Source organism: Streptomyces albus subsp. chlorinus (assembly GCF_013302895.1).
In the GTDB taxonomy this organism is placed as follows: domain Bacteria; phylum Actinomycetota; class Actinomycetes; order Streptomycetales; family Streptomycetaceae; genus Streptomyces; species Streptomyces chlorinus.
Genome location: NZ_VJOK01000001.1, coordinates 3,617,369 through 3,636,740, shown reverse-complemented (window position 1 = coordinate 3,636,740; position 19,372 = coordinate 3,617,369). Strand labels below are relative to the sequence as shown.

The following is a 19,372-nucleotide window of genomic DNA, read 5'->3' as shown; positions in this document are numbered from 1 at the left end:
CCGGGGCCGGGACCGCCGGAGCGGGGCTCGGGATCAAGACGGGGGTCCGGGACGGGCCCGTGCAGCAGCATCTGCGAAGGGAGACGCCGTGGGCTTTCTGGACGCGCTTCTCGGCCGCAGCAAGCCCAAGCGGCCGGACCTCGACCAGCTGTTCGCGCTGCCCGCCGCCGCGCTGACGCTCCAGGCGGGGACCTCGTTCGTGCCGACCGGTGTCGGTGCCGTCTGTTTCGCCAGCGTCGAGGGCGGCGCCTTCACCCGGCTCCAGGGCGACGTGCGGGAGCTGCTGGACGCGGACACCGGGCGGGGCGGCGTCCCGGTCGAGTTCGGCCGGGACGACTACGGCTACACATGGCTCACGGCCCGCCACCCCGCCGACGACATGGCCTCGCTGGTGAACGATCTGCACGCCGTCAACACCCTGCTGGCCGAGGGCGGTTTCGGGCCACAGTTGCTGTGCTCGATCGTTGCCTTTCGTGAAGGTTCCGGGGAGGAACCCGCCCGCACGTCCCCGCGTACCCTCGCGCTGATCTATCTCTACAAACGCGGCACCTTCTACCCCTTCGCCCCGGTGCCCGGCGGTGCGGAGAAGCGTGACAACGCGCTGGAACTCCAGGTCAGCGGGCTACTGGCGAACGATCTGCCGGTGGAGGAGTACCTGGGACGCTGGTTCCCCGTCTGGGGCGCGCCGGGGATGTGACGCCGCGGATGCTGCCCGTCCGCTTGCCGCCCCCTGCCCGTTCCTGCCCGCGGCATCTCTGGCAGGATCTTGCGCCTGAACGAGTCCGGTCACGCGGGCGCTCCGACGCGCCCGTTTGACGTGACCGTGGCAACGGGGACCCAACGGGGAAAGTGAGGAAACATGCGTACGTGGACTCGCGCTGTGCCGGTGACGGCGGGCGCGCTGGTGCTGGCCCTGGCACTGACCGGGTGCAACTCGTCGGGGAAGAAGGGCCACAAGTCCGACTCGGACTCCTCGTCCTCGTCCTCGTCGTCCGGTGGCTCCGGTTCCGCCAAGGAGAAGACCACCTACCGCCTCGGCCAGGCCAGCCCGGTGCAGAAGGGCGACTCGGAGGGTGCCAAGGGCAGCTTCACCGTCACCCCCACCAAGGTCCAGACGGGCACCAAGGCCGACATGGCCAACTCCGGCCTGGAGAAGGACAAGGACGAGGGCCCGAAGATCCCCGTCTACGTCTGGTCGACCATCACCCACAAGAGCGGTGAGCCGATGAAGGTCGGCGACATGGACGACGACCTCCAGGTCAAGACGGACAAGGGCCAGCGCACCAAGGCCCTCATCGTCCTCATGGGCGAGGCGAAGTGGCCCAACTGCCCCTCCTTCGACCGGGACGAGAAGCTGAAGGCCGGCCAGTCCAAGAAGATCTGCACCGCCTTCCTGGTCCCGGAGGGGCAGAAGGCGACGGCCGTCGAGCTGAGCAGGGGCTTCTACAAGAAGCCCCTGCAGTGGCGGGCCGACAGCTGATCCCCGGCCCCGCCCGCCTCCGCGCGGGCGGAGCCTCGTTCCCTTCGGCGGGTGAGGCTCCGCCCGCGGCGGTTTCGGGAGCCCTCGACGGCTCGGAGCGCACGGTTGAGGGGCTTCCGGGCTCATGGTCGGTGTGCCTGTGCGCCCTCCGGGGTTTGTGGGGCTCCACAGGCTTGAGCGGGCTGAGAGGCGACCGGGGCCGGCCGGGTCGCCGGGGCCTGCCGGGTCGCCAGTGTCGGCCTGGCCGCCGGTGTCGGCCGGGGCGCCGGAGACCGGAAGCGGACACCGGACGCGTACGGGACGATCTCGACCTCGTCACCCAGTGCCCATTCGGCCGCGCGGGCGGCCATCGCCGCCGGTACGACCTCGCTGATGTGCGGGGCCGCCGGGATGTCGTACGTCCCGTGCGCGTCGTGCGGGAGGACGACGCGGTAGCCCAGGCGCAGGGCCGTGCGCACCGTCGCGCTCACACACATCTCGGACATGACACCGCACACGGCGAGGGCGCCGACCCCGTGCGCCTCCAGCAGACCGCGCAGCTCCGTGTCGTGGAAGCCGTCGTCCTCCTCCTTGCGGATCACGTGTTCGCCCGGGGCGGGTGCCAGGTACAGCTCCCAGCCCGGAGTGCCCGGCTCGTCCGAGGCGCCCTCGGGGCCGTCGTTCTGGAGGTGGACGACGAGCGCGCCCGCCTCACGGGCGGCGGCCAGCAGGGTGCGGGTGCGGTCGAGCACCCGGTCCGCCTCGACCACGGTGTCCTCGCCCGCCACGAACGCGGTCTGCATGTCGACGACGATCAGCCCCTCGACGGGGGCTCCTTCTCCACACACGGCGTACGGATCCTTCTGGTCGGGCGGCCTAGCATGGCCGCATGGCGAAGACGGCGACGATCTATCACAACACCCGTTGCGGCACCTCCCGGACCGTTCTGGCCCTCCTGGAGGAGGCCGGGTACGAGCCCGAGATCGTGGAGTACATGAAGACCCCGCCCACCGCGGTTACCCTGCGGACGCTGATCGCCGACGCGGGACTGAGCGTGCGGGAGGTCCTCAGGACCAAGGAGGCGGAGTACAAGGAACTGGGCCTCGACCAGCCGGGGCTGAGCGACGAGGAACTGCTCACCGCGATGGTCGAGCACCCGAAGCTCATCCAGCGGCCTTTCGTCGTGACGGAGAAGGGCACCCGTCTGGGCCGGCCGGCCGAGGCCGTGAAAGAGGTTCTGTAGGCCCTGGCCCTGGCCCTGGCTCCGGCCCTGGCTCCGGCCTTGGTCCCGGTGCGCCGGGGGCGGTACGGGCGTGCCGGCGGGCGTAGTCCTGGGCGACGGCGAGGACGAGGAAACCCCAGGCCGCGGCAGGCACGTAGAGGAGGCCCACCCAGGCCGGGGGTTTGTCGAACTCCCGTTCCTGCTCGATGAGGCGGGGGCCCTCGTCCACGAAACCGAAGGCGGCGTTCAGGGCGCCGTAGAGGGTGAGGAGGACGAGGAACGCCCCGCCGGTACGGGCGACCCGGACGACGGCCCGCGCGGGTACGGGGCGGCTCCCGACGAGGGGGAGGGCGCGGGGGAAGGTATCGCCCCAGTCGCGTACGAGGCCGACCGTGAGGAAGGCCGGCCCCAGCGACAGGGCGCTGAGCAGCAGCATGTAGCCGGCCTCCGTGGGGAGGTGGCCGGAGCCGAATGCCGTCATGGTGCGCCACAGGGCGGACGGCAGTACGCACAGGGGCGCCGCCCAGGCAGCACGTACGGCCCAGCGCGCGGGAGGGGGAGTGGGAGTGGGAGTGGGGGTCGCGGACACGGCTGCTCCCTGGGGTGACGGGTCTGTTCCGCAGCCAGTCTTCGCGGCGGGTCCACGCGGTACGTCGCTCCGCGGAACGACTCCGCTCCGCCTCCGGAACGGTTCCGCTCCACCCCTCGGCCTACTCTCCTTCGGCTCCTCGCCCTTCCCTTCGGCTCCCCTCGCCTCCCGCTTTCGCTCTCTCCTTCTCCCTCCCGCCCCCTGCCTCCTGCCCCTGTCGCGTTGCATACCGTCCGGTCGGTCTGCGGCCGGACCTCGGCCTCAGCCGCGTCGCACCCGGCCGCCGATCTCGATCACCTCGCCGCCCTTCGGACGGGTGTGGATTCGGGACCCGCGCCCCTGGACGATCTCCAGAGCGCGGCCCAGCCGGTCCGTCAGCACGAGCGCGGCGGCTCCGGTCGCCTCGTCCTCGTCGATGCCGTCACCGCGCCCGGGGAAGCCGCGGGCCCGCACCCGGCCGATGGCCTCGTCCTGCCAGGCCCAGGCGTACACCCACGCGCCGGGCGGCGGCACCGGCAGCGCCTCCACCTCGGCCGCCGAACCGTACTGGTGGAGCGTACGCCCCGGCGCCCAGGCGGCCCGGCCCTCGATCCACGTCAGACCGTCCGCACGCCGCACCGCCACCGGCCCGGCCCGCGTGACCAGCCCGTCCACGCCGAGCAGCCAGGCGGCGCCCACACACGGGTGACCGGCGAACGGCAGTCGCGTCGAGGGCGTGTAGATGTCGATGGCGCCGCGCTCGGCGTCGTCCACGAACACCGTCTCACTGAAGCCGAGTTCGGCGGCGATCGCCTGGCGGTCACCGCTCGCGGGCAGCGCCGCCCCGTCCCGTACGACCCCCAGCGCGTTGCCGTGCGCCCCCTCGGCGTCGCAGAAGACATGGAGCACGTCATGAGCGATCATGTGAGCCAGTCAACCACGCGCCCCCTGGAGGACCTGCAGGCCCTGGAAGAGCGCACGGGCCTGGGCGCGAAGTGGCTCCGCGAGGTCTGCCACGACCACGCGGCCCGCATCTTCGAATCTGACCGCATCCCTCGGCCCGTCCTCCGAACCGCGAACTCATGACCTGAGCGAGGCCAGCCAGCGGGAGAGACCGCCGTAGGCCATGGGCACGACCTCCTTGTAGGACAGTTCGTCGTCCAGCGCCACCACGAGCCGGCAGAACGGCGGATACCACGTCCGGCGCAGGTGGGCACGCCTGTCGAAGACGGCCTCCAGGAAAGCGGGGGTCGCCTCGCGCGGCAGATCGTGGAACGTCACATGGTCGAGGGTGATGTGCGCGTCCCCCTCCTCGAAGAGCTGGACGGTGATCCTCGGGGTGAGTGGCGCACCGTTCGGACCGTCCGTCGCGGGGATCTCCAGCAGCGCCTCGTGCGGAAGGGAACCGTCCTCGTCGGTGACCGCGAACGCACCGGCCGCCGTCCGGCGCGACGACTCGTCGGCACCTATCGCATGCTCCACCGCCACGGGCAGGCCCCTCCGCTCGGCGAGGGCGGACAGCACCCTCACGGCGGCCTCGGTGCTGTGGATCTGCGGCGGATGGTGCGAGTGGTCCATACCACTGAGGATGCCCGCTGCCGCCGCCGTCCGCGAACAGAGGACGAGCGGCGAACAAGCGGCGGGCGACGGAGCGGCGGGCGAAGGGCGGGGAAAAGTAGGGGGAGCACCGAGGAGAAACAACGAGGGGAAACAACGGGGGAAACAACAAGGGGGGAGCAGGGGAGCGAGGGGCGCATAGGGTCGGGGTATGCGTCTGAGCACTGTGATCCTCCCCGTACGCCGCTGGTCCGAGGGCGGACGGGACATGTGGCAGCGGGCCGAGCAGCTCGGGTTCCACACCGCGTACACCTACGACCACCTCACGTGGCGGGTCCCCTTCCGCGACGGCCCCTGGTTCGGCGCCGTCCCCACCCTGACCGCCGCCGCTGCCGCCACCACCCGGCTGCGGCTCGGCACCATGGTGACCTCGCCGAACTTCCGGCACCCGGTCCCCCTCGCCAAGGAGCTGATCACCCTCGACGACCTCAGCGACGGCAGGGTCACCCTCGGTATCGGCGCGGGCGGTTCCGGTTTCGACGCGACGGCGCTGGGCGGTCACCCCTGGACCCCGCGCGAACGCGCCGACCGCTTCGCCGAGTTCGTCCCCCTGCTCGACCGGCTGCTGACCGAGGACGAGGTCACGGCCGAAGGCACCTACTACGCCGCTCACCAGGCGCGCGGCCTCCCCGGCTGCGTCCAGCGTCCGCGCATCCCCTTCACCATCGCGGCGACCGGCCCGCGCGGACTGCGGCTGGCAGCCCGCCACGGGCAGTCCTGGGTGACCACGGGCGACCCGGCCGCCAACGAGAACGGCACACCCGCCGACTCCCTGGCCGCCCTCGCCCGCCAGACCGAGGCGCTGGAGAAGGCGTGCGCGGAGGCCGGCCGCGACTCCGCCACTCTCGGCCGCACCCTCCTGACCGGCTTCACCCCCGACCGCCCGCTCGACTCGCTCGGCGCCTTCGTGGACTTCGCGGGCCACGTCCGCGCTCTCGGCTTCGACGAACTCGTCCTCCACTGGCCCCTCCCCGACACCCGCTTCGCCGCCGACGAAACGGTCTTCACCCGCATCGCCACAGAAGGGCTCGCCCAACTGGGCGGCTGAAACCGCACACACGCCGTCATCACCGCGCCCCCGCCACACCCCTCCCGCGCACATGCCGCGCCACCGCCGGGCATCACCCCCGCTCGGCCGCCATCCGGTCCATGGCCCGGGCCCGCACCTCCCTCTCCGCCGCCGCTGCGATGAACTCCCCGGTGCGGGCCTCGCCCACGAGCGCCCGCACCTCCCGCACGGTGTCCGCCGGCAACCGCACCTGCTCGGTCCCCGGGCCACCGGCGCCCGGAGGGAACGTCCCCGGGCCACCGCCGTCCGGAGCGGACCTCGCCGGGGAGGCCGTTGCCGGCTCGGGCCTCGCCGAGGTCCCCGTTGCCGGGGCGGCGGCCGACCGCAGGTGTGCGCGCAGGCTGCGGGCCGCCAGTTTCTGCATGGCCCGCGCCAGCTCCGCCTCCACGGTGCGCTGCGCCAGCGGTCTGAGCCGGCGCACCAGGTCCGCGGCCTCGGTGGCGTCCGTCTCGGAGAGCTGGGCGCCCGTGTAACGGGCGAAGACGTGCTCGTCGGTGAACTCCAGGAAACGGGCGGCTATGTGCTCCACCTGCCCGCGCAGCTCCCGCAACTGCTCCGTGACGGCCAGCAGCGGAACCCCCGCTCTGTGCAGCTCGACCGCCACCGACAGCTCTTGGGGGCTCGGCACCCGGAACTCGTCCTCCCTCCCCGGCAGCGGCTCCAGCACTCCCAGTTCCATCGCCTCGGCGACGGCCGTCTCGTCGTGCTCGCCGCCGAACAGCTCCTCCAGCTCCGCGCGTGAGAGGTGGCCGGACTGCTCGTCCGTCCACGGTCCGTCCACCTCCGCGACCAGGCCGAGCACCCCGCCCAGCCCCCGGCCCTCGTCCCACGCCTGGAGCAGCTCCTTTATCGAGGCCAGGGTGTAACCCCGCTCCAGCAGGTCGGCGATCTGCCGCAGCCGCGCCAGGTGGGTCTCGTCGTACACGTTGGCCCGGCCGCGCCGCTCCGGCTTGGGCAGCAGGCCCTTGTCCTGGTAGGCGCGGATCGTGCGCACCGTCGCACCACTGCGGTGCGCCAGGTCCTCGATGCGGTACTCCGGCTCGGACGGCGGTTTCGGGGTCCACTCCGGGGGAGGGGGGAACGGGGGCATGGTCGCGGTCTCCTCAGTCACTGCGCCACGGTCGGTGCGCCACAGGTCAGGTCGGTGGCTGGATGCGGGCTATGCCCCGCAGGGCCCGCGGGGCGATACGGGACAGCAGCCGAGCCGCACGGGCCTCCGGCGTCACCGGCACCACTGCCTGGTTGCGGACCACGGCCCGCAATACGGCGTCGGCCACCTTCTCCGGCGGGTAGTTCCGCAGCCCGTAGAGCCGTGCGGTGCGGCGCCTGCGGCGGCGCTGCTCCTCTTCGTCCGTCCCCGCGAACCGGGCGGCGCCCACGATGTTGGTGTTGACGAAACCGGGGCAGACCGCCGTCACACCGATTCCCCGGCCCGCCAGCTCGGCGCGCAGACACTCGCTGAGCATCAGCACGGCGGCCTTGGAGGTGCTGTAGGCGGACAGCACCCGGGAGGGCTGGTAGGCGGCGGCCGAGGCGGTGTTGACGATGTGCCCGCCCTGGCCGCGCTCGGCCATCTGCCGGCCGAAGACGCGGCAGCCGTGGATGACGCCCCACAGGTTGACGTCCAGGGTGCTTTTCCACTCCTCGGTGGTGGTCTCCAGGAAGGGGCCGGCCGTGCCGATGCCCGCGTTGTTCACCAGCACGTCCACCGTGCCGTACTCGGTGGCGACCTTCTGGGCGAGCTTCTCCATCTCCTGCTCGTCCGCGACATCCACCCGCTCCGCCCATGCCTCCGGCGCGCCCACCAGGCGGGCCAGTTCGGCGGTGCGCTCCGCGCTTCCGGCGTCGCGGTCCACCGCGACCACCCGGGCGCCGGCCTCGGCGAACGCGAAGGCCGTCGCTCGTCCGATACCGCTGCCCGCGCCGGTGACCAGCACCAGCCGGCCCCCGAACCGGTCGGCGTACTTCCCGGTGGCCGCGGGCTCCCGCACGGGGGTACCGGACTCGTTGCCGGTGACGAACTCGGTGATCCAGGCGGCCAGGTGGTCGGGCCGGGTGCGCGGTACCCAGTGCTTGGCGGGCAGTGTGCGGCGGGTCAGCCGGGGCGCCCACTGCTCCAGCTCGTCGTAGAGGTGCTCGCTGAGGAAGCTGTCCTCGGTGGGGGTGATGAGCTGCACCGGCACATGGGCGTAGCAGTCGGCGCGGGGGCGGCGCAGCCTGGCGCGGACGTTGTCGCGGTAGAGCCAGGCGCCGTGGGCCGCGTCGCGGGGCAGGGAGGCGGTCGGGTAGCCGTCGGCGGGCACCTTCTCGGTCAGCTCCAGCAGGCGCGGCCAGCCCTTTCCCAGGGGCCCGCGCCAGGCAAGCTCGGGCAGCACCGGGGTGTGCAGCGCGTAGACGTACCAGGACTTGGCGCCCTGGCCGAGCAGTTGGGCGGCCCGGCGCGGGGTGGGCCGGGCGACGCGGCGTTTGATCCAGTGGCCGAAGTGGTCCAGCGACGGGCCGGAGATGGAGGTGAAGGAGGCGATCCTGCCCTCCGTACGGCGTGCCGTGGCGAACTCCCAGCCCTGCACCGATCCCCAGTCGTGCCCCACCAGATGGACCGGCTCTCCGGGGCTGACGGCGTCCGCGACCGCGAGGAAGTCGTCGGTGAGCTTCTCCAGCGTGAAGCCGCCGCGCAGGGGGGTGGGCGCAGTCGAACCGCCGCAGCCGCGCACGTCGTAGAGCACCACATGGAAGCGGTCCTTGAGGCGGTGGGCCACCCGGGACCAGACCTCCTTGCTGTCCGGGTAGCCGTGCAGCAGCATCACCGTCGGCCGCTCGGCGTCCCCCAGTTCGGCGACGCACAGCTCGATGCCTCCGGTGGCCACCCGGCGCTCCCGCGCCCCCTCCAGCAGACCTCCGCCGTGCTCCTCCGCGCCGATGCGAGCGCCCCGGCCCGCCCGGGTGCCGTCCTGCCGGTTCAGCTTCTTGCCGTTCATGCCGCCTGTGCCTCCTTGTGCTCGCGCCGCACGTGCGGCAGGTCGTCGTCCAGCCAGAACGCGCTCTCCTCGGGGTCCCTGGAGTCGGTGACCACCAGGAGTTCCTCGAACTTGGCGCCCGTGCCCCGGAATCCCAGGTGGGGTTCGACCGCCCACAGCCCCGGCCGCGGCGGGTGGTCCGAGAAGCGGTACGGGCTCCACAGCGGGGACCAGCCGTCCCGGTGCCCGTGCAGTGCGTCCCGCGCCAGTCCTCTGAGCGCGTTGGTACCGAAGCCGAGGACGGTGGGGGACCAGCGGCGCTCGGGGACGCGGTCCACCTTGTGCGCGATGACACCGAACGGATAGGCGCGGTGCCTGTTCGCGTACCCCTGCCTGATCATCAGCCGCTCCACCTCCTGGTAGATCTCGCGCAGCGGGCGCCGCTCGCGGACCCGGGCGAGGATCAGTTCGCGGTGGTCGAGCAGGTCAGCGAGCAGCCGCTCGTGCAGTGGGTGGGGGCCCAGGCAGCCGGAGTAGCCGATGTCGGCGGTGCGGCCGCGGTGGATCGGGGCCATGTCGAGGATGAAGGGCATGCCCGGCTCCAGCCGCCGGTTCGTCGGGAAGAACTGGAGGGGGGACTTGAAGCCGGCGAAGGCCGTGCGGTCCCCGAACCAGGCGAAGGGCAGGTGGAACCAGTCCCGCACGCCGCGCTCGCGCAGCCACTCCCGCTGCATCCGCGCCGCCTCCCGTTCGGTCACCCCCGGCACGAGGCGGGCGGCCACCGACTCCGCGCAGGCGTAGGCGAGTTGCTGCACTTCCCTGAATCCGCGCAGGTCGTCCGCGCGGTAGCCGTTCGTTGCCGGGCGCATCGCCAACCTTCCGTCCGTGCGTGGTCGTGCTGGGCCGTGATCGTCGCGAGCCTTCCGTGTGCGGGTCGCTCCGCTGCGTGATGACGTTGACACCGACGAATGTGACATCGGGCCGTGGCGGGGTCAAGGGGTCCGCTCAGCCTGTGGATAACTCTGGCGCCCCCGTGGTCCCGGCCCCGGACACCACCCGGGGGCGGGGGCTCCCCTACGGGGTTCTCCGACCTGAGAGGTACGTCCACGACGGACCTGAGAGGTACGGCCGGGCCCCCGGAACCCGCGCCGCGTCTGACGCGGACGCGACGAGCCGCCCGTAGCGTCGAGGTGTGACTGTGATCGCGATCGAAAGCCTCAGCAAGCGGTTCCCGAGGGTGACCGCACTGGACCGGCTGACCGTCGGCATCGAGCCCGGCGTCACCGGCCTGGTCGGCGCGAACGGAGCCGGGAAATCCACCCTGATCAAGATTCTGCTCGGGCTGTCCCCCGCCTCCGAGGGATCCGCCACCGTCCTCGGCATGGACGTGGCCACCCAGGGCGGCGCGATCCGGGAACGCGTGGGCTACATGCCCGAGCACGACTGCCTGCCGCCGGACGTCTCCGCCACCGAGTTCGTCGTCCACATGGCGCGCATGTCCGGCCTGCCCGCCACCGCGGCCCGCGAACGCACCGCCGACACCCTGCGCCACGTGGGGCTCTACGAGGAGCGCTACCGTCCCATGGGCGGCTACTCGACGGGCATGAAGCAGCGCGTGAAGCTGGCGCAGGCCCTCGTGCACGATCCGCGGCTGGTCCTGCTGGACGAGCCCACCAACGGTCTCGACCCGGTCGGCCGCGACGAGATGCTCGGGCTCATCCGCCGGGTGCACACCGACTTCGGCATCTCGGTGCTGGTCACCTCGCACCTGCTGGGCGAACTGGAGCGCACCAGCGACCACATCGTCGTCATCGACGGCGGCAAGCTCCTGCGCTCCTCCTCCACAGCCGACTTCACCCAGCGCACCGCCGTCCTCGCGGTCGAGGTCACCGACACCGACGCGCACCCCGACGGTGCCGCCGCACTGCGGAAGGCCCTCCAGCAGGCCGGGCACGCGCCGCACGAGCCGGACCCCGCCCAAGGGGCCGCGCCCGGTGCCGGACACCTGGTCACCCTCGACGTCGGCGACGACGTGGGCGAGGCGGTCTACGACGCCGTGCGCGACGCCGCGGTCCACCTCGGCCTCGGCCTGGTCCGCATGGAACAGCGCAGGCACCACATCTCCGAGGTCTTCACGGAAAGGAGCGCCGGCGATGTCGCCTGAGGGCACCCCCGCACCCGCCACGTCCACCGGCCGCGGCCAGGACGTCATCCACAACATCGGCTACCGCGGTTACGAGGGCCCCCGGCTGGGCCGCGCGTACGCCCGCCGTGCCCTGTTCACCCAGTCGCTGCGCGGCGCCTACGGACTGGGACGTTCGGCGAAGTCGAAGGTCTTGCCGATGCTCCTGTTCGCCGCGGTGAGCGTGCCCGCGGTCATCGTCGTCGCCGTCGCGGCGATCAGCAAGAGCAAGGATCTCCCCGTCGGGTACGCGGAGTACGTGCTGATGATGCAGCCGCTCATCGGCATCTACCTGGCGGCCGCCGCGCCTCAGACGTTCTCCCTGGACCTGCGCTTCAAGACGACACCGCTGTACTTCTCGCGCCCCCTGGAGCGCGGCGACTATGTGGCGGCCAAGTACGCGGCACTCTCGGCGGCCCTGTTCCTCTTCACCGCCGTACCCGTTCTCATCATGTACGTCGGCGCGCTGCTGGCGAAGCTCGGTGTCGGCGACGCGACCAAGGGGGCGGCCCAGGGGCTCGTCTTCTGCGCGCTGTTCGCGCTGCTGCACGCCGCCATCGCCGCCTGGATCGCGGCGCTCACCCCGCGCCGCGGCTTCGGCATCGCCGCGATCATCGTGGCGGTCACGGTGCCGTACTTCCTCGTCACCGCCCTCCAGGGCATCGCCTCCGTCTCCGACCACGCGGACGCCATCGGCTGGCTCGGAGTGGCCTCCCCCGGAACCCTGATGGACGGCATTCAGAGCAGGTTCCTCGGCGGCACCTCCGGGTTCCCCCAGGCACACACCCTGGACGCCGCCCAAGGCGCCGTCTACCTCGTCGTCTTCGCGGCGCTCCTGGCGTGCTTCTGCACCCTCCTGCTGCGCCGCTACCGAAAGGCCGGACTGTGACTGAGATCCACATCGACCGCGTCTCCCGCTGGTTCGGGAACGTCGTCGCGGTCAACGACATCACCATGGACATCGGCCCCGGTGTGACCGGCCTGCTGGGACCCAACGGCGCCGGCAAGTCCACACTCATCCACATGATGGGCGGCTTCCTGGCCCCCTCCAACGGCAGCGTCACACTGGAACCCTCGCCCGGTCCCGACGGGGTGCGCGCCCCGGCCGCGCCGATCTGGCGCAACGAGGGCGTCTACCGCCACATCGGCCTGGTGCCCGAGCGGGAGGGCATGTACGACTTCCTGACGGGGCACGAATTCGTGCTGGCCAACGCCGAACTGCACGGCCTGCCCGACCCGCGGGCCGCCGCCGCGGAGGCGCTGTCCACCGTCGAGATGGAGCACGCACAGGACCGCCGTATCTCCACCTACTCCAAGGGCATGCGGCAGCGCGTGAAGATGGCGTCCGCCCTGGTGCACCACCCCTCCGTGCTGCTGCTGGACGAGCCGTTCAACGGTATGGACCCGCGCCAGCGGATGCAGCTGATGGAGCTGCTGCGCAGGATGGGCGACCAGGGGCGCACCGTGCTGTTCTCCTCGCACATCCTGGAGGAGGTCGAACAGCTCGCCTCGCACATCGAGGTGGTGGTCGCCGGGCGGCACGCGGCCAGTGGCGACTTCCGCAAGATCCGCCGTCTGATGACCGACCGTCCGCACCGCTATCTGGTGCGCTCCAGTGACGACCGGCGGCTCGCGGCGGCACTCATCGCGGACCCCTCCACGGCGGGCATCGAGGTGGACCTGAGCGAGAACGCGCTGCGCGTCCAGGCCGTCGACTTCACCCGCTTCACCGCCCTGCTCCCCCGTCTCGCACAGGAGCACGGCATCCGGCTCTACACCGTCTCGCCCTCCGACGAGTCCCTGGAGAGCGTCTTCTCGTACCTCGTCGCGGCCTGAGCGGCGGAAAGGAGCTCACCAGATGTTCAATACGACGGTCGCGCGGCTCACCTGCCGCGCGCTCCTGGGCCGCCGCCGCGCCCTCATCCTGTGCGCGCTGCCCGCACTGCTGCTCGTGGTGGCCGCCGCCGTACGCGCCATGAACGGCGCCGACGACGCGACCGCCAGCGAACTGCTGGGCGGATTCGCCCTCGCCACCCTGGTGCCGTTGATCGGCGTGATCGCCGGAACCGGCGCGATCGGCCCGGAGATCGACGACGGCTCGGTCGTCTACCTGCTGTCCAAGCCGGTACCGCGCCCCACCGTCATCGTCACCAAGTTCCTCGTCGCGACCGGTGTGACCGCCCTCTTCTCCGCCGTACCGGTGCTGGTCGCGGGCTTCGTCCTCAACGGCAACAGCCAGCAGATCGCCGTCGCCTACGCACTGGCCGCGGCGGTCGCCTCCGTCGCCTACAGCGCGCTGTTCCTGCTGCTGGGAACGGTCAGCAGGCACGCCGTCGTCATCGGCCTGGCGTACGCGCTGATCTGGGAGGCGCTCATCGGCAGTCTCGTGGCTGGCGCCAAGACGCTGAGCGTGCAGCAGTGGGCGCTCGCGCTGGGTGAGAAGGTCGCGGGCGGCGGCGCGGACGTCAGCTCCTCGGTGGGGCTGCCGGTCGCCGTGGTGCTCCTCCTCGTCGTCACGGTCGGCGGCACCGTCTTCGCGGGACAGAAGCTGCGCACGCTGACGCTGGCGGGGGAGGAGTAGGAGCGCGGCGCGCGCACGAAGGGCGGGTGGGAGCCGGGGGTTCGCTCCCACCCGCCCTTTCGGCGGGGCGGTGTGCCAGCCGTGTGCCAGCCGGCCGGGGCGCCGCTGGGGCGCGGCCTCAGCCGGCCGGGGCGCCGATCTTCCGGTCGCGCCCCGCGCCCAGGCCGAGCAGCACCAGCCCCGCGCACACGCACAGCAGCAGCACGATGGGCACCGTCCAGCCGCCGGTCACCTGGTGCACCGCGCCGAGCACCAGCGGCCCGGCCGCGGCAAGGAGGTAGCCCCAGGTCTGCGCCATGCCCGAGAGCCGCGCCGCCGTGTGCGCGTCCCCGGAGCGCAGCACCATCAGCGTGAGGGCGATGCCGAGCGCACCGCCCTGGCCCAGTCCCAGCAGCGTCGCCCACAGCCAGGCGCCACCCACCGGCGCGACCAGCAGACCGGCGATGGCGACGGCCATGAACAGCGCCACCACCGTGCACAGCAGCCGCTGACCGCGCATCCGCCCGGCCAGGGTCGGCACCACGAAGGAGCCGCCCATCTGCACCAGCGTGCTGAAGGCGAAGACCAGCCCGGCGCTCGCCCTGCTCATCCCGTGGTCGGTGAAGATCGTCGGCAGCCAGGCGATCGTCACATAGGCGATCAGCGACTGCGAGCCCATGAACAGCGTGATCTGCCAGGCCAGCGCGGAACGCGTCAGACGGGGACCGGAGGCGGCCGGCGCCGGCGCCGGCTCCTGCGGGCGACCCGGCTGCTGCGGGCGACCCGGCTGCTGCGGGCGACCCGGCTCCTGCGGGTGCCCTGGCACCTGCGAGCGGCCGGTCTCCCGCCGCTGTGCGGGCACGGCGGCGGCCTGGCCGTGGTGGGTGCCGCTCCGGGCGAGAACGGCCTGCGGAAGCCAGGCACAGGCCGCGACCGCGGCCAGCAGCGCCCAGGAGACCAGCGAGCCGCGCCAGCCGCCCAGCGCGTGCTCCAGCGGCACCGCCGCGGCGGCGGAGACGGTCGCGCCCAGGATCATCGCCGTCGAGTACAGCGCCGTCATCCCCGCGGCCCGCTCGGGGAAGTCCCGCTTGATCAGTCCGGGCATCAGCACGTTCAGCAGCGCGATACCCGAACCGACCACCGCGCACCCGGCGAACAGCGCCACCAGCGGCGGCGCGATCCGCAGCACGATGCCACCCGCCAGCAGCACGAGCGCGCCCAGCAGCACCGTCTCCGTGCCCCAGCGCCGCGCCAGCTTCGGTGCCAGTGGGGAGACCACGCCCATGAAGACCAGCGGAATGGTGGTGACCAGACTGCTGACCGTCGACGTCATCCGGAAGTCGTCACTGATCTCGCCCAGCACGGGAGAGACCCCCGCGAGCGCCGCGCGCATGTTGAGCGAGGCGAGCACGATGCCGACGAGCAGCAGCAACGGATGGGCCCGCAGCCTCCTGCGCGCCTCCGCGACGGGAGGCGCGGGCCGCAGGTCCTCCTCGGCGTCGATCAGTTCGGCCTCGAGCAGCTCCTCGGTGGTGAGCCCTTCCGCGGAGGATGTGCGTCCTTCCCTGGATGACGGGGACATGGATGGTGCCTTTCTCGGGAGCGGTGGCGTGCTCGCGCGCCCACCTGGGGCGTGGTGCTCGCGCGCTCACCAGTGGTGCGGTGGTGCACTGGGCGTGACGGTGCTCACGGGCGGCGACCGGACGTCGGACGGGTGATGGCCGGTCGCCGGCGGGTGAAGACCGTTTCGTCGGGCGGGTGCGGCCGGCCGGAGACTGGCCGGCCGGGAGGACCGGGACGCGGGCCCGGGGCGTGGAACGGGCAAGCGGTCAAGAGGCGTCCGCTCGGTGGTGAGCCGGTTACTCACCGCCGCCGAGCAGCGCGTCCACGGCCTGTTTCGGCTTGGCGAGCAGCGCCCTCGCCGCCCGCTCGGCGACCTCCGGGTCGCCGGTCTCGATGGCGTTCACCAGGTCGTAGTGGTCGGTTTCGTGGATGCGGGGCATCAGCCGGTCGTGCAGCGAGGCGACCAACGCGTCCCGCACGGAACTGCTGAACCAGGCGTACGTCGCGCTGAGCGCGGCGTTGTGCGCCGCGTCCACGACGGCCACGTGGAACTCGATGTCGTGCTCCGCGTACAGCTCGTACTGCCCGTCTGCGGGCTGGCCGTTGCTGTCGCGGAAGGCCGCCTGTGCGGCGAGCGCGGCCCGCATCCGTGCGATGTCGGCCGCCTGGTGCCGCAGGGCGGCCAGCCGCGCGCCCTCGGCCTCCAGGGCGATCCGCAGCTCCAGCACGTCCCGTACGTCGGCGCGCTGCACCCCGCGGACGATCTCGCCGGGGTCGGCGGTGGCCACGACGAACGTGCCCTCGCCCTGCCGCGATCGCAGCATCCCGGCGTGCACGAGCACGCGGACGGCTTCCCGCACGGTGTTCCGGCCGACCTGGAGCTGCTCGGCCAGCGCGTGTTCGGTGGGAATGCGTGCCCCCACCGGCCACTCGCCCGCCGTGAGCTGCGCCCGCAGCTCACCGACGACGGTGTCGACGAGCGACTGCCGTCCGGCGGCCCGCAGCGCCATGCCTCTCAGCTCCCTGTCGTGTCCGTGTCCTGCTTCGCGTTCCGGTCGTCGTTCCCGCTCGTGGGCAACCGGGCTCTCCGGTCGTGGACGAAACCGATTCACCCGGTTGCCCAGTCATCCTACAACCGCTCCCTCATGGCTCCACCACCGGTGGGCGAGACCCGCCTCACACCCTTGCGGAAGGACGGCATACGGACGCCAGGCGCGTACCCGCAGCCCGCGTGCGGAGGGCCTCACAATGCCGGGGCCTCGCGGTGCGGGCCGCGCCGCACCTCGCCGGCCAGATCGGGCCGGCCGGCGGGGCGCTCGGACGGACGCACAGGTCCTCTCCCGTCCCGAGAGGCCTCCCGTCTTCGGGAGGGTGGTGCCCCGGCTGTCCGCCCGTGGGGAAGTGGCCGGGGCGCCAGGGCTCACCGAGTGGCGCCGCGCGTCACTTCTTCTCGTCGGTGTGCCGGGGAGCGGGCGGCACATCCAGGGCCCGCATCACGCCGCGCAGGTCGCCGCGCAGCGCGCGCATCTCCGCCCCCAGGTCGGCGACCCGTTGGCTCGTCGCGCACACCACCTGCTCGGTGCGCTCGGTGCGCCGCTCGGTCTCCACCAGACGGTGGTCCATCCGCGCGATGCGCTCGGACAGCCGCCCGATGAGGGGCCCCAACTCCTGGAGCACGGTGCCCAACTCGGCACCGGCCGCCTCCAGACTGCTCACCCTCCGGTCGAGCGCGCCGTACCCGGCGGCCAGCGTGCGGACGGTCTGCCGCAACTGCTCCGCCGACCGCCGTACTTCCTCGACGCCGGGGTGGGCGGCCGGGCGGAGGTGCGTGCTCTCCTCCGCGTGCAGGAGGTAGGCGCGCACCCGCTGGGCGACGGCACTGTCCCGCAGCAGCATCGCCACGCTGAGGACGGCGCGGCGGTTGAAGACGGTGAGACGGCGGCGGCGCTGTGGATAACTCGGCCACTCGGAATTTGAGACCGACATCCTGTCGGTCTCAAATTCCTGCAGGTCAGGGCCGTTGAGCACGGTCATCCCGTTGCTTTCCAGCTCCTCGCGGTGCCGCTCGGCCAACTTTTCCACAGTTTTCACCGGCACTTCGAAGTAGTCGGCCACATCCCGGGTGGTGGCCTGTGCACGGCCTGTGGAAAACGCCAACGCCTTCACTTTGTCGAGCACTTCGACCCTGTGTGCCACTCCGGAGCGCGCACTGCGCGACTCCAGCAGAACGGAATCGGTGTACATGGAAGAGCTCCTGGTCCTGGTCGCGGACATGTCTGTCGGACCCCGTTCGCCTGGGGGTCGCAGGTGTCCGTATCCAGGAGCCAGGAGCGGAGATCAGCTCATGTCTTCCCACGTACCGCACTACCGGCAAGGGGCCCTCGCGGGCTGCGCCTCAACCGGCCACCACCACGTCACACACTCTCGTCGTCGTCTGCTCCAGTCGCCTCCGCGCGACCGGTTCAACGAAGCGGCAGTCGTACAGTTACGCGATTGTCGGAGAGGTTTTCGGTCAGTCCGAGCCGGGAGCCTCCCCGGCCGCCACCGCGCCTCGCGGGGTCCCGGCCCCCGCGTCCCGCAGACCACCGGCTGCCGCGCCGCGCAGGGTGAACCGGAAGAGCCCCTCGGGGTCGCACCGGGTCTCCAACCGGGACAGCCGGGCGCCCGTCTCGCCCGGGTACACCGCCTGCGCCACCTGGGGACTCTGCGGCCCGTACAGGAAGTTGGCGTTCCGTCCCACTACATGCTCGGCGGCGGGGGCCAGCACCCGGTCGTGCCGGGCGCGTACGGCGTCCGCGTCGGGGCCCTCGCCAGGCCGCGCCACCGGGGAGAGCACGTACAGCAGGTAGGCGGCGTCGCGGTGCGCCACCGCGTTCGGTACGGCGGGCGGGCGGGAAAAGGCGCCGCCGAGGTGGCGGATGCCCAGGACGCACATGACGTCCGAGTCCGGCCCGGCGGCGGCCAGGACGGACTGCCGCGCGGCCTCGTCCAGACCGCCCGCGTCCAGCAGGACGTTGGCGCTCCGGTACGCGTGCGGGGTGTCGGGCTCCATGAAGACGGAGGCGCACTCCGCGTACGGCATCTCCCTCAACTCGTCCACCAGGACTGCGCCGATGGCCCGCAGTGGCTCGGCCAGGCGTTCGCCCTCCTCGCGGCTGCCGGTGAAGGCGAGGTGCACCTGGGCCAGATAGCGCCCGCGCAGCGACTCGGGTACGGCGGGGATGTCGGGCATCGGCAGCATGGTGACGGCCGAGGTCAGCTCCTCGGGCGACGACTCCGTCCACTTCTGCCAGGTGCGCAGCACCTCTTCGGCGACCTCGCCGCCGTCGAAGACGAGCCGCCCGCCGTAGATCCGCTGGACGGGCAGGAGTTCGATCTCCATACCGGTGACGACGCCGAAGCCGCCCCCGCCGCCGCGCAGCCCCCAGAACAGCTCCGGGTCGCTCTGGGCCGTCACCACGCGCAGGGGCGTGTCCGCCTCGCCCGTGACGACCTCGATCCGGCGCACCAGGTCGGCCGCGTAACCGAACCGGCGGCCGAGCAGCCCGACGCCACCGCCCAGCGCGTACGAGACGACGCCGACGCCCGGCGCCGAGCCGTTGAGCGGTGCCAGTTGGTGCCGGGCCGCCTCCGCGACCAGGTCACCGGCCCGGACGCCCGCCTCGACCCAGGCCGTCCGTGCCGTCGCGTCGATCCGGATGCCCGTCATGTGCCGGGTGCTCACGAGCACGCCGCCGCGGGCGGCCTCGCCCAGCCCGTGCCCGGACGCCTGCACCGCCACCGGCAGCCCGTGCCGCCGTGCGTGGGAGACGGCCGCCCGTACGTCGTCCGCCGTGCGTGCCGCCACGAGCACATCCGGCCGGTGCCGGTCGCCGGCCTGGAAGCCGGCACACTCCTGTTCGTAACCCTCGTCGCCCGGTAGGAGCACACTGCCGTGCACCGCCGCGCGCAGCGCGTCCAGTTCCTCGAACCCCATCTGTCCTTCTCCCCGCTTCAAACCGCTCGCTCCAGCGACCGTGGTGGCCGCTGTGGTCCTCACGCCGGGCGCGAGCGCCGCCGGTCCGCGCCCTCCCGGACATGCCCGCCGGGCCGCGCGCCGCTCACTTCCGTACTGCCGCTCATGTTCGTACCGCCGTGGACTTCCGCGCCGCTGTGTGCACGTGTGGCCGAACGTC

General features: G+C 72.4%; 19 protein-coding genes. 9 read left to right on the top strand and 10 right to left on the bottom strand.

What is annotated here, in order from left to right; translation table 11 throughout:
* The first annotated feature begins 88 nt into the window (after positions 1-88).
* Positions 89-697: a PspA-associated protein PspAB gene (gene pspAB / locus FM076_RS16165; RefSeq protein ID WP_173871430.1), complete on the top strand. Its 609-nt coding sequence runs from the start codon at positions 89-91 to the stop codon at positions 695-697.
* A 162-nt stretch (positions 698-859) separates the two neighbouring features.
* Positions 860-1,480 (top strand): hypothetical protein, encoded by a 621-nt coding sequence (locus FM076_RS16160; protein ID WP_173871429.1) that lies wholly within the window; start codon positions 860-862, stop codon positions 1,478-1,480.
* Between the two features lie 122 nt (positions 1,481-1,602).
* Here FM076_RS16160 and FM076_RS16155 read toward each other — a convergent pair whose 3' ends face one another.
* Positions 1,603-2,307 (bottom strand): isochorismatase family protein, encoded by a 705-nt coding sequence (locus FM076_RS16155; RefSeq protein WP_173871428.1) that lies wholly within the window; start codon positions 2,305-2,307, stop codon positions 1,603-1,605.
* 41 nt (positions 2,308-2,348) lie between these two features.
* Between FM076_RS16155 and arsC the strand changes: the two genes are divergently transcribed.
* Positions 2,349-2,702 (top strand): arsenate reductase (glutaredoxin), encoded by a 354-nt coding sequence (gene arsC, locus FM076_RS16150; RefSeq protein ID WP_173871427.1) that lies wholly within the window; start codon positions 2,349-2,351, stop codon positions 2,700-2,702.
* 829 nt (positions 2,703-3,531) lie between these two features.
* On the opposite strand, the gene FM076_RS16145 is transcribed toward arsC, so the two are convergent.
* Positions 3,532-4,173: a PhzF family phenazine biosynthesis protein gene (locus tag FM076_RS16145; protein ID WP_173871426.1), complete on the bottom strand. Its 642-nt coding sequence runs from the start codon at positions 4,171-4,173 to the stop codon at positions 3,532-3,534.
* Between FM076_RS16145 and FM076_RS16140 the strand changes: the two genes are divergently transcribed.
* A complete protein-coding gene (locus tag FM076_RS16140) occupies positions 4,162-4,335 on the top strand; it encodes a hypothetical protein (protein ID WP_173867896.1) in 174 nt (57 codons plus the stop codon). The two genes, FM076_RS16145 and FM076_RS16140, sit on opposite strands and share 12 nt — an antisense overlap.
* On the opposite strand, the gene FM076_RS16135 is transcribed toward FM076_RS16140, so the two are convergent.
* Complete coding sequence (locus tag FM076_RS16135) at positions 4,330-4,827, bottom strand: hypothetical protein (RefSeq protein ID WP_173871425.1); 498 nt, start codon at positions 4,825-4,827, stop codon at positions 4,330-4,332. The genes FM076_RS16140 and FM076_RS16135 overlap by 6 nt on opposite strands.
* 190 nt (positions 4,828-5,017) lie before the next feature.
* Between FM076_RS16135 and FM076_RS16130 the strand changes: the two genes are divergently transcribed.
* Complete coding sequence (locus FM076_RS16130; protein WP_173871424.1) at positions 5,018-5,914, top strand: LLM class flavin-dependent oxidoreductase; 897 nt, start codon at positions 5,018-5,020, stop codon at positions 5,912-5,914.
* Between the two features lie 73 nt (positions 5,915-5,987).
* Here the strand turns inward: FM076_RS16130 and FM076_RS16125 are convergent, their stop codons facing one another.
* The 3 genes from FM076_RS16125 to FM076_RS16115 are packed head-to-tail and all read right to left on the bottom strand — an operon-like array spanning position 5,988 to position 9,761.
* A complete protein-coding gene (locus tag FM076_RS16125) occupies positions 5,988-7,025 on the bottom strand; it encodes a MerR family transcriptional regulator (protein WP_173874792.1) in 1,038 nt (345 codons plus the stop codon).
* 46 nt (positions 7,026-7,071) lie between these two features.
* On the bottom strand, positions 7,072-8,913 hold the full coding sequence (locus FM076_RS16120; RefSeq protein WP_173871423.1) for an SDR family oxidoreductase: 1,842 nt from the start codon (positions 8,911-8,913) through the stop codon (positions 7,072-7,074).
* Positions 8,910-9,761, bottom strand: a complete 852-nt coding sequence (locus tag FM076_RS16115) for a M24 family metallopeptidase (protein ID WP_173871422.1) — start codon at positions 9,759-9,761, stop codon at positions 8,910-8,912. The genes FM076_RS16120 and FM076_RS16115 overlap by 4 nt, the downstream gene beginning before the upstream one ends.
* Before the next feature lie 329 nt (positions 9,762-10,090).
* On the opposite strand from FM076_RS16115, the gene FM076_RS16110 reads away from it, so the two are divergent.
* From FM076_RS16110 to FM076_RS16095, 4 genes are read left to right on the top strand one after another with little or no spacing between them, the layout of a single operon-like run.
* Positions 10,091-11,056, top strand: coding sequence for an ATP-binding cassette domain-containing protein (locus FM076_RS16110; protein ID WP_173874791.1), 966 nt, complete (start codon positions 10,091-10,093; stop codon positions 11,054-11,056).
* Positions 11,046-11,963: an ABC transporter permease subunit gene (locus FM076_RS16105; protein WP_173871421.1), complete on the top strand. Its 918-nt coding sequence runs from the start codon at positions 11,046-11,048 to the stop codon at positions 11,961-11,963. Before FM076_RS16110 ends, FM076_RS16105 begins: the two co-directional genes overlap by 11 nt.
* Positions 11,960-12,910 carry an ATP-binding cassette domain-containing protein gene (locus tag FM076_RS16100; protein WP_173871419.1) on the top strand — a complete coding sequence of 317 codons (951 nt, stop codon included), beginning with the start codon at positions 11,960-11,962 and terminating at the stop codon, positions 12,908-12,910. Before FM076_RS16105 ends, FM076_RS16100 begins: the two co-directional genes overlap by 4 nt.
* A gap of 22 nt (positions 12,911-12,932) precedes the next feature.
* On the top strand, positions 12,933-13,655 hold the full coding sequence (locus tag FM076_RS16095; protein ID WP_173871417.1) for an ABC transporter permease subunit: 723 nt from the start codon (positions 12,933-12,935) through the stop codon (positions 13,653-13,655).
* A gap of 118 nt (positions 13,656-13,773) precedes the next feature.
* Here the strand turns inward: FM076_RS16095 and FM076_RS16090 are convergent, their stop codons facing one another.
* From FM076_RS16090 to FM076_RS16075, 4 genes are all read right to left on the bottom strand, one after another.
* Positions 13,774-15,216, bottom strand: coding sequence for a CynX/NimT family MFS transporter (locus FM076_RS16090; protein WP_173871415.1), 1,443 nt, complete (start codon positions 15,214-15,216; stop codon positions 13,774-13,776).
* Positions 15,217-15,493: 277 nt separating this feature from the next.
* The gene (locus tag FM076_RS16085; protein ID WP_173871413.1) at positions 15,494-16,207 is read right to left on the bottom strand and encodes a FadR/GntR family transcriptional regulator; all 714 of its coding nucleotides are present in this window, start codon (positions 16,205-16,207) and stop codon (positions 15,494-15,496) included.
* A 430-nt stretch (positions 16,208-16,637) separates the two neighbouring features.
* Positions 16,638-17,441, bottom strand: a complete 804-nt coding sequence (locus tag FM076_RS16080) for a hypothetical protein (RefSeq protein WP_173871411.1) — start codon at positions 17,439-17,441, stop codon at positions 16,638-16,640.
* Between the two features lie 268 nt (positions 17,442-17,709).
* On the bottom strand, positions 17,710-19,173 hold the full coding sequence (locus FM076_RS16075; protein ID WP_202034921.1) for an FAD-binding oxidoreductase: 1,464 nt from the start codon (positions 19,171-19,173) through the stop codon (positions 17,710-17,712).
* Positions 19,174-19,372 lie beyond the last annotated feature (199 nt).

What these genes read in the sequence shown, in the direction of transcription:
- FM076_RS16160 (WP_173871429.1), top strand. Translation starts at nt 860, where the DNA reads ATGCGTACGTGGACTCGCGCTGTGCCGGTGACGGCGGGCGCGCTGGTG.
- arsC (WP_173871427.1), top strand. Translation starts at nt 2,349, where the DNA reads ATGGCGAAGACGGCGACGATCTATCACAACACCCGTTGCGGCACCTCC.
- FM076_RS16140 (WP_173867896.1), top strand. Translation starts at nt 4,162, where the DNA reads ATGAGCGATCATGTGAGCCAGTCAACCACGCGCCCCCTGGAGGACCTG.
- FM076_RS16145 (WP_173871426.1), bottom strand. Translation starts at nt 4,173, where the DNA reads ATGATCGCTCATGACGTGCTCCATGTCTTCTGCGACGCCGAGGGGGCG.
- FM076_RS16135 (WP_173871425.1), bottom strand. Translation starts at nt 4,827, where the DNA reads ATGGACCACTCGCACCATCCGCCGCAGATCCACAGCACCGAGGCCGCC.
- FM076_RS16130 (WP_173871424.1), top strand. Translation starts at nt 5,018, where the DNA reads ATGCGTCTGAGCACTGTGATCCTCCCCGTACGCCGCTGGTCCGAGGGC.
- FM076_RS16125 (WP_173874792.1), bottom strand. Translation starts at nt 7,025, where the DNA reads ATGCCCCCGTTCCCCCCTCCCCCGGAGTGGACCCCGAAACCGCCGTCC.
- FM076_RS16120 (WP_173871423.1), bottom strand. Translation starts at nt 8,913, where the DNA reads ATGAACGGCAAGAAGCTGAACCGGCAGGACGGCACCCGGGCGGGCCGG.
- FM076_RS16115 (WP_173871422.1), bottom strand. Translation starts at nt 9,761, where the DNA reads ATGCGCCCGGCAACGAACGGCTACCGCGCGGACGACCTGCGCGGATTC.
- FM076_RS16105 (WP_173871421.1), top strand. Translation starts at nt 11,046, where the DNA reads ATGTCGCCTGAGGGCACCCCCGCACCCGCCACGTCCACCGGCCGCGGC.
- FM076_RS16095 (WP_173871417.1), top strand. Translation starts at nt 12,933, where the DNA reads ATGTTCAATACGACGGTCGCGCGGCTCACCTGCCGCGCGCTCCTGGGC.
- FM076_RS16090 (WP_173871415.1), bottom strand. Translation starts at nt 15,216, where the DNA reads ATGTCCCCGTCATCCAGGGAAGGACGCACATCCTCCGCGGAAGGGCTC.
- FM076_RS16085 (WP_173871413.1), bottom strand. Translation starts at nt 16,207, where the DNA reads ATGGCGCTGCGGGCCGCCGGACGGCAGTCGCTCGTCGACACCGTCGTC.
- FM076_RS16080 (WP_173871411.1), bottom strand. Translation starts at nt 17,441, where the DNA reads ATGTACACCGATTCCGTTCTGCTGGAGTCGCGCAGTGCGCGCTCCGGA.
- FM076_RS16075 (WP_202034921.1), bottom strand. Translation starts at nt 19,173, where the DNA reads ATGGGGTTCGAGGAACTGGACGCGCTGCGCGCGGCGGTGCACGGCAGT.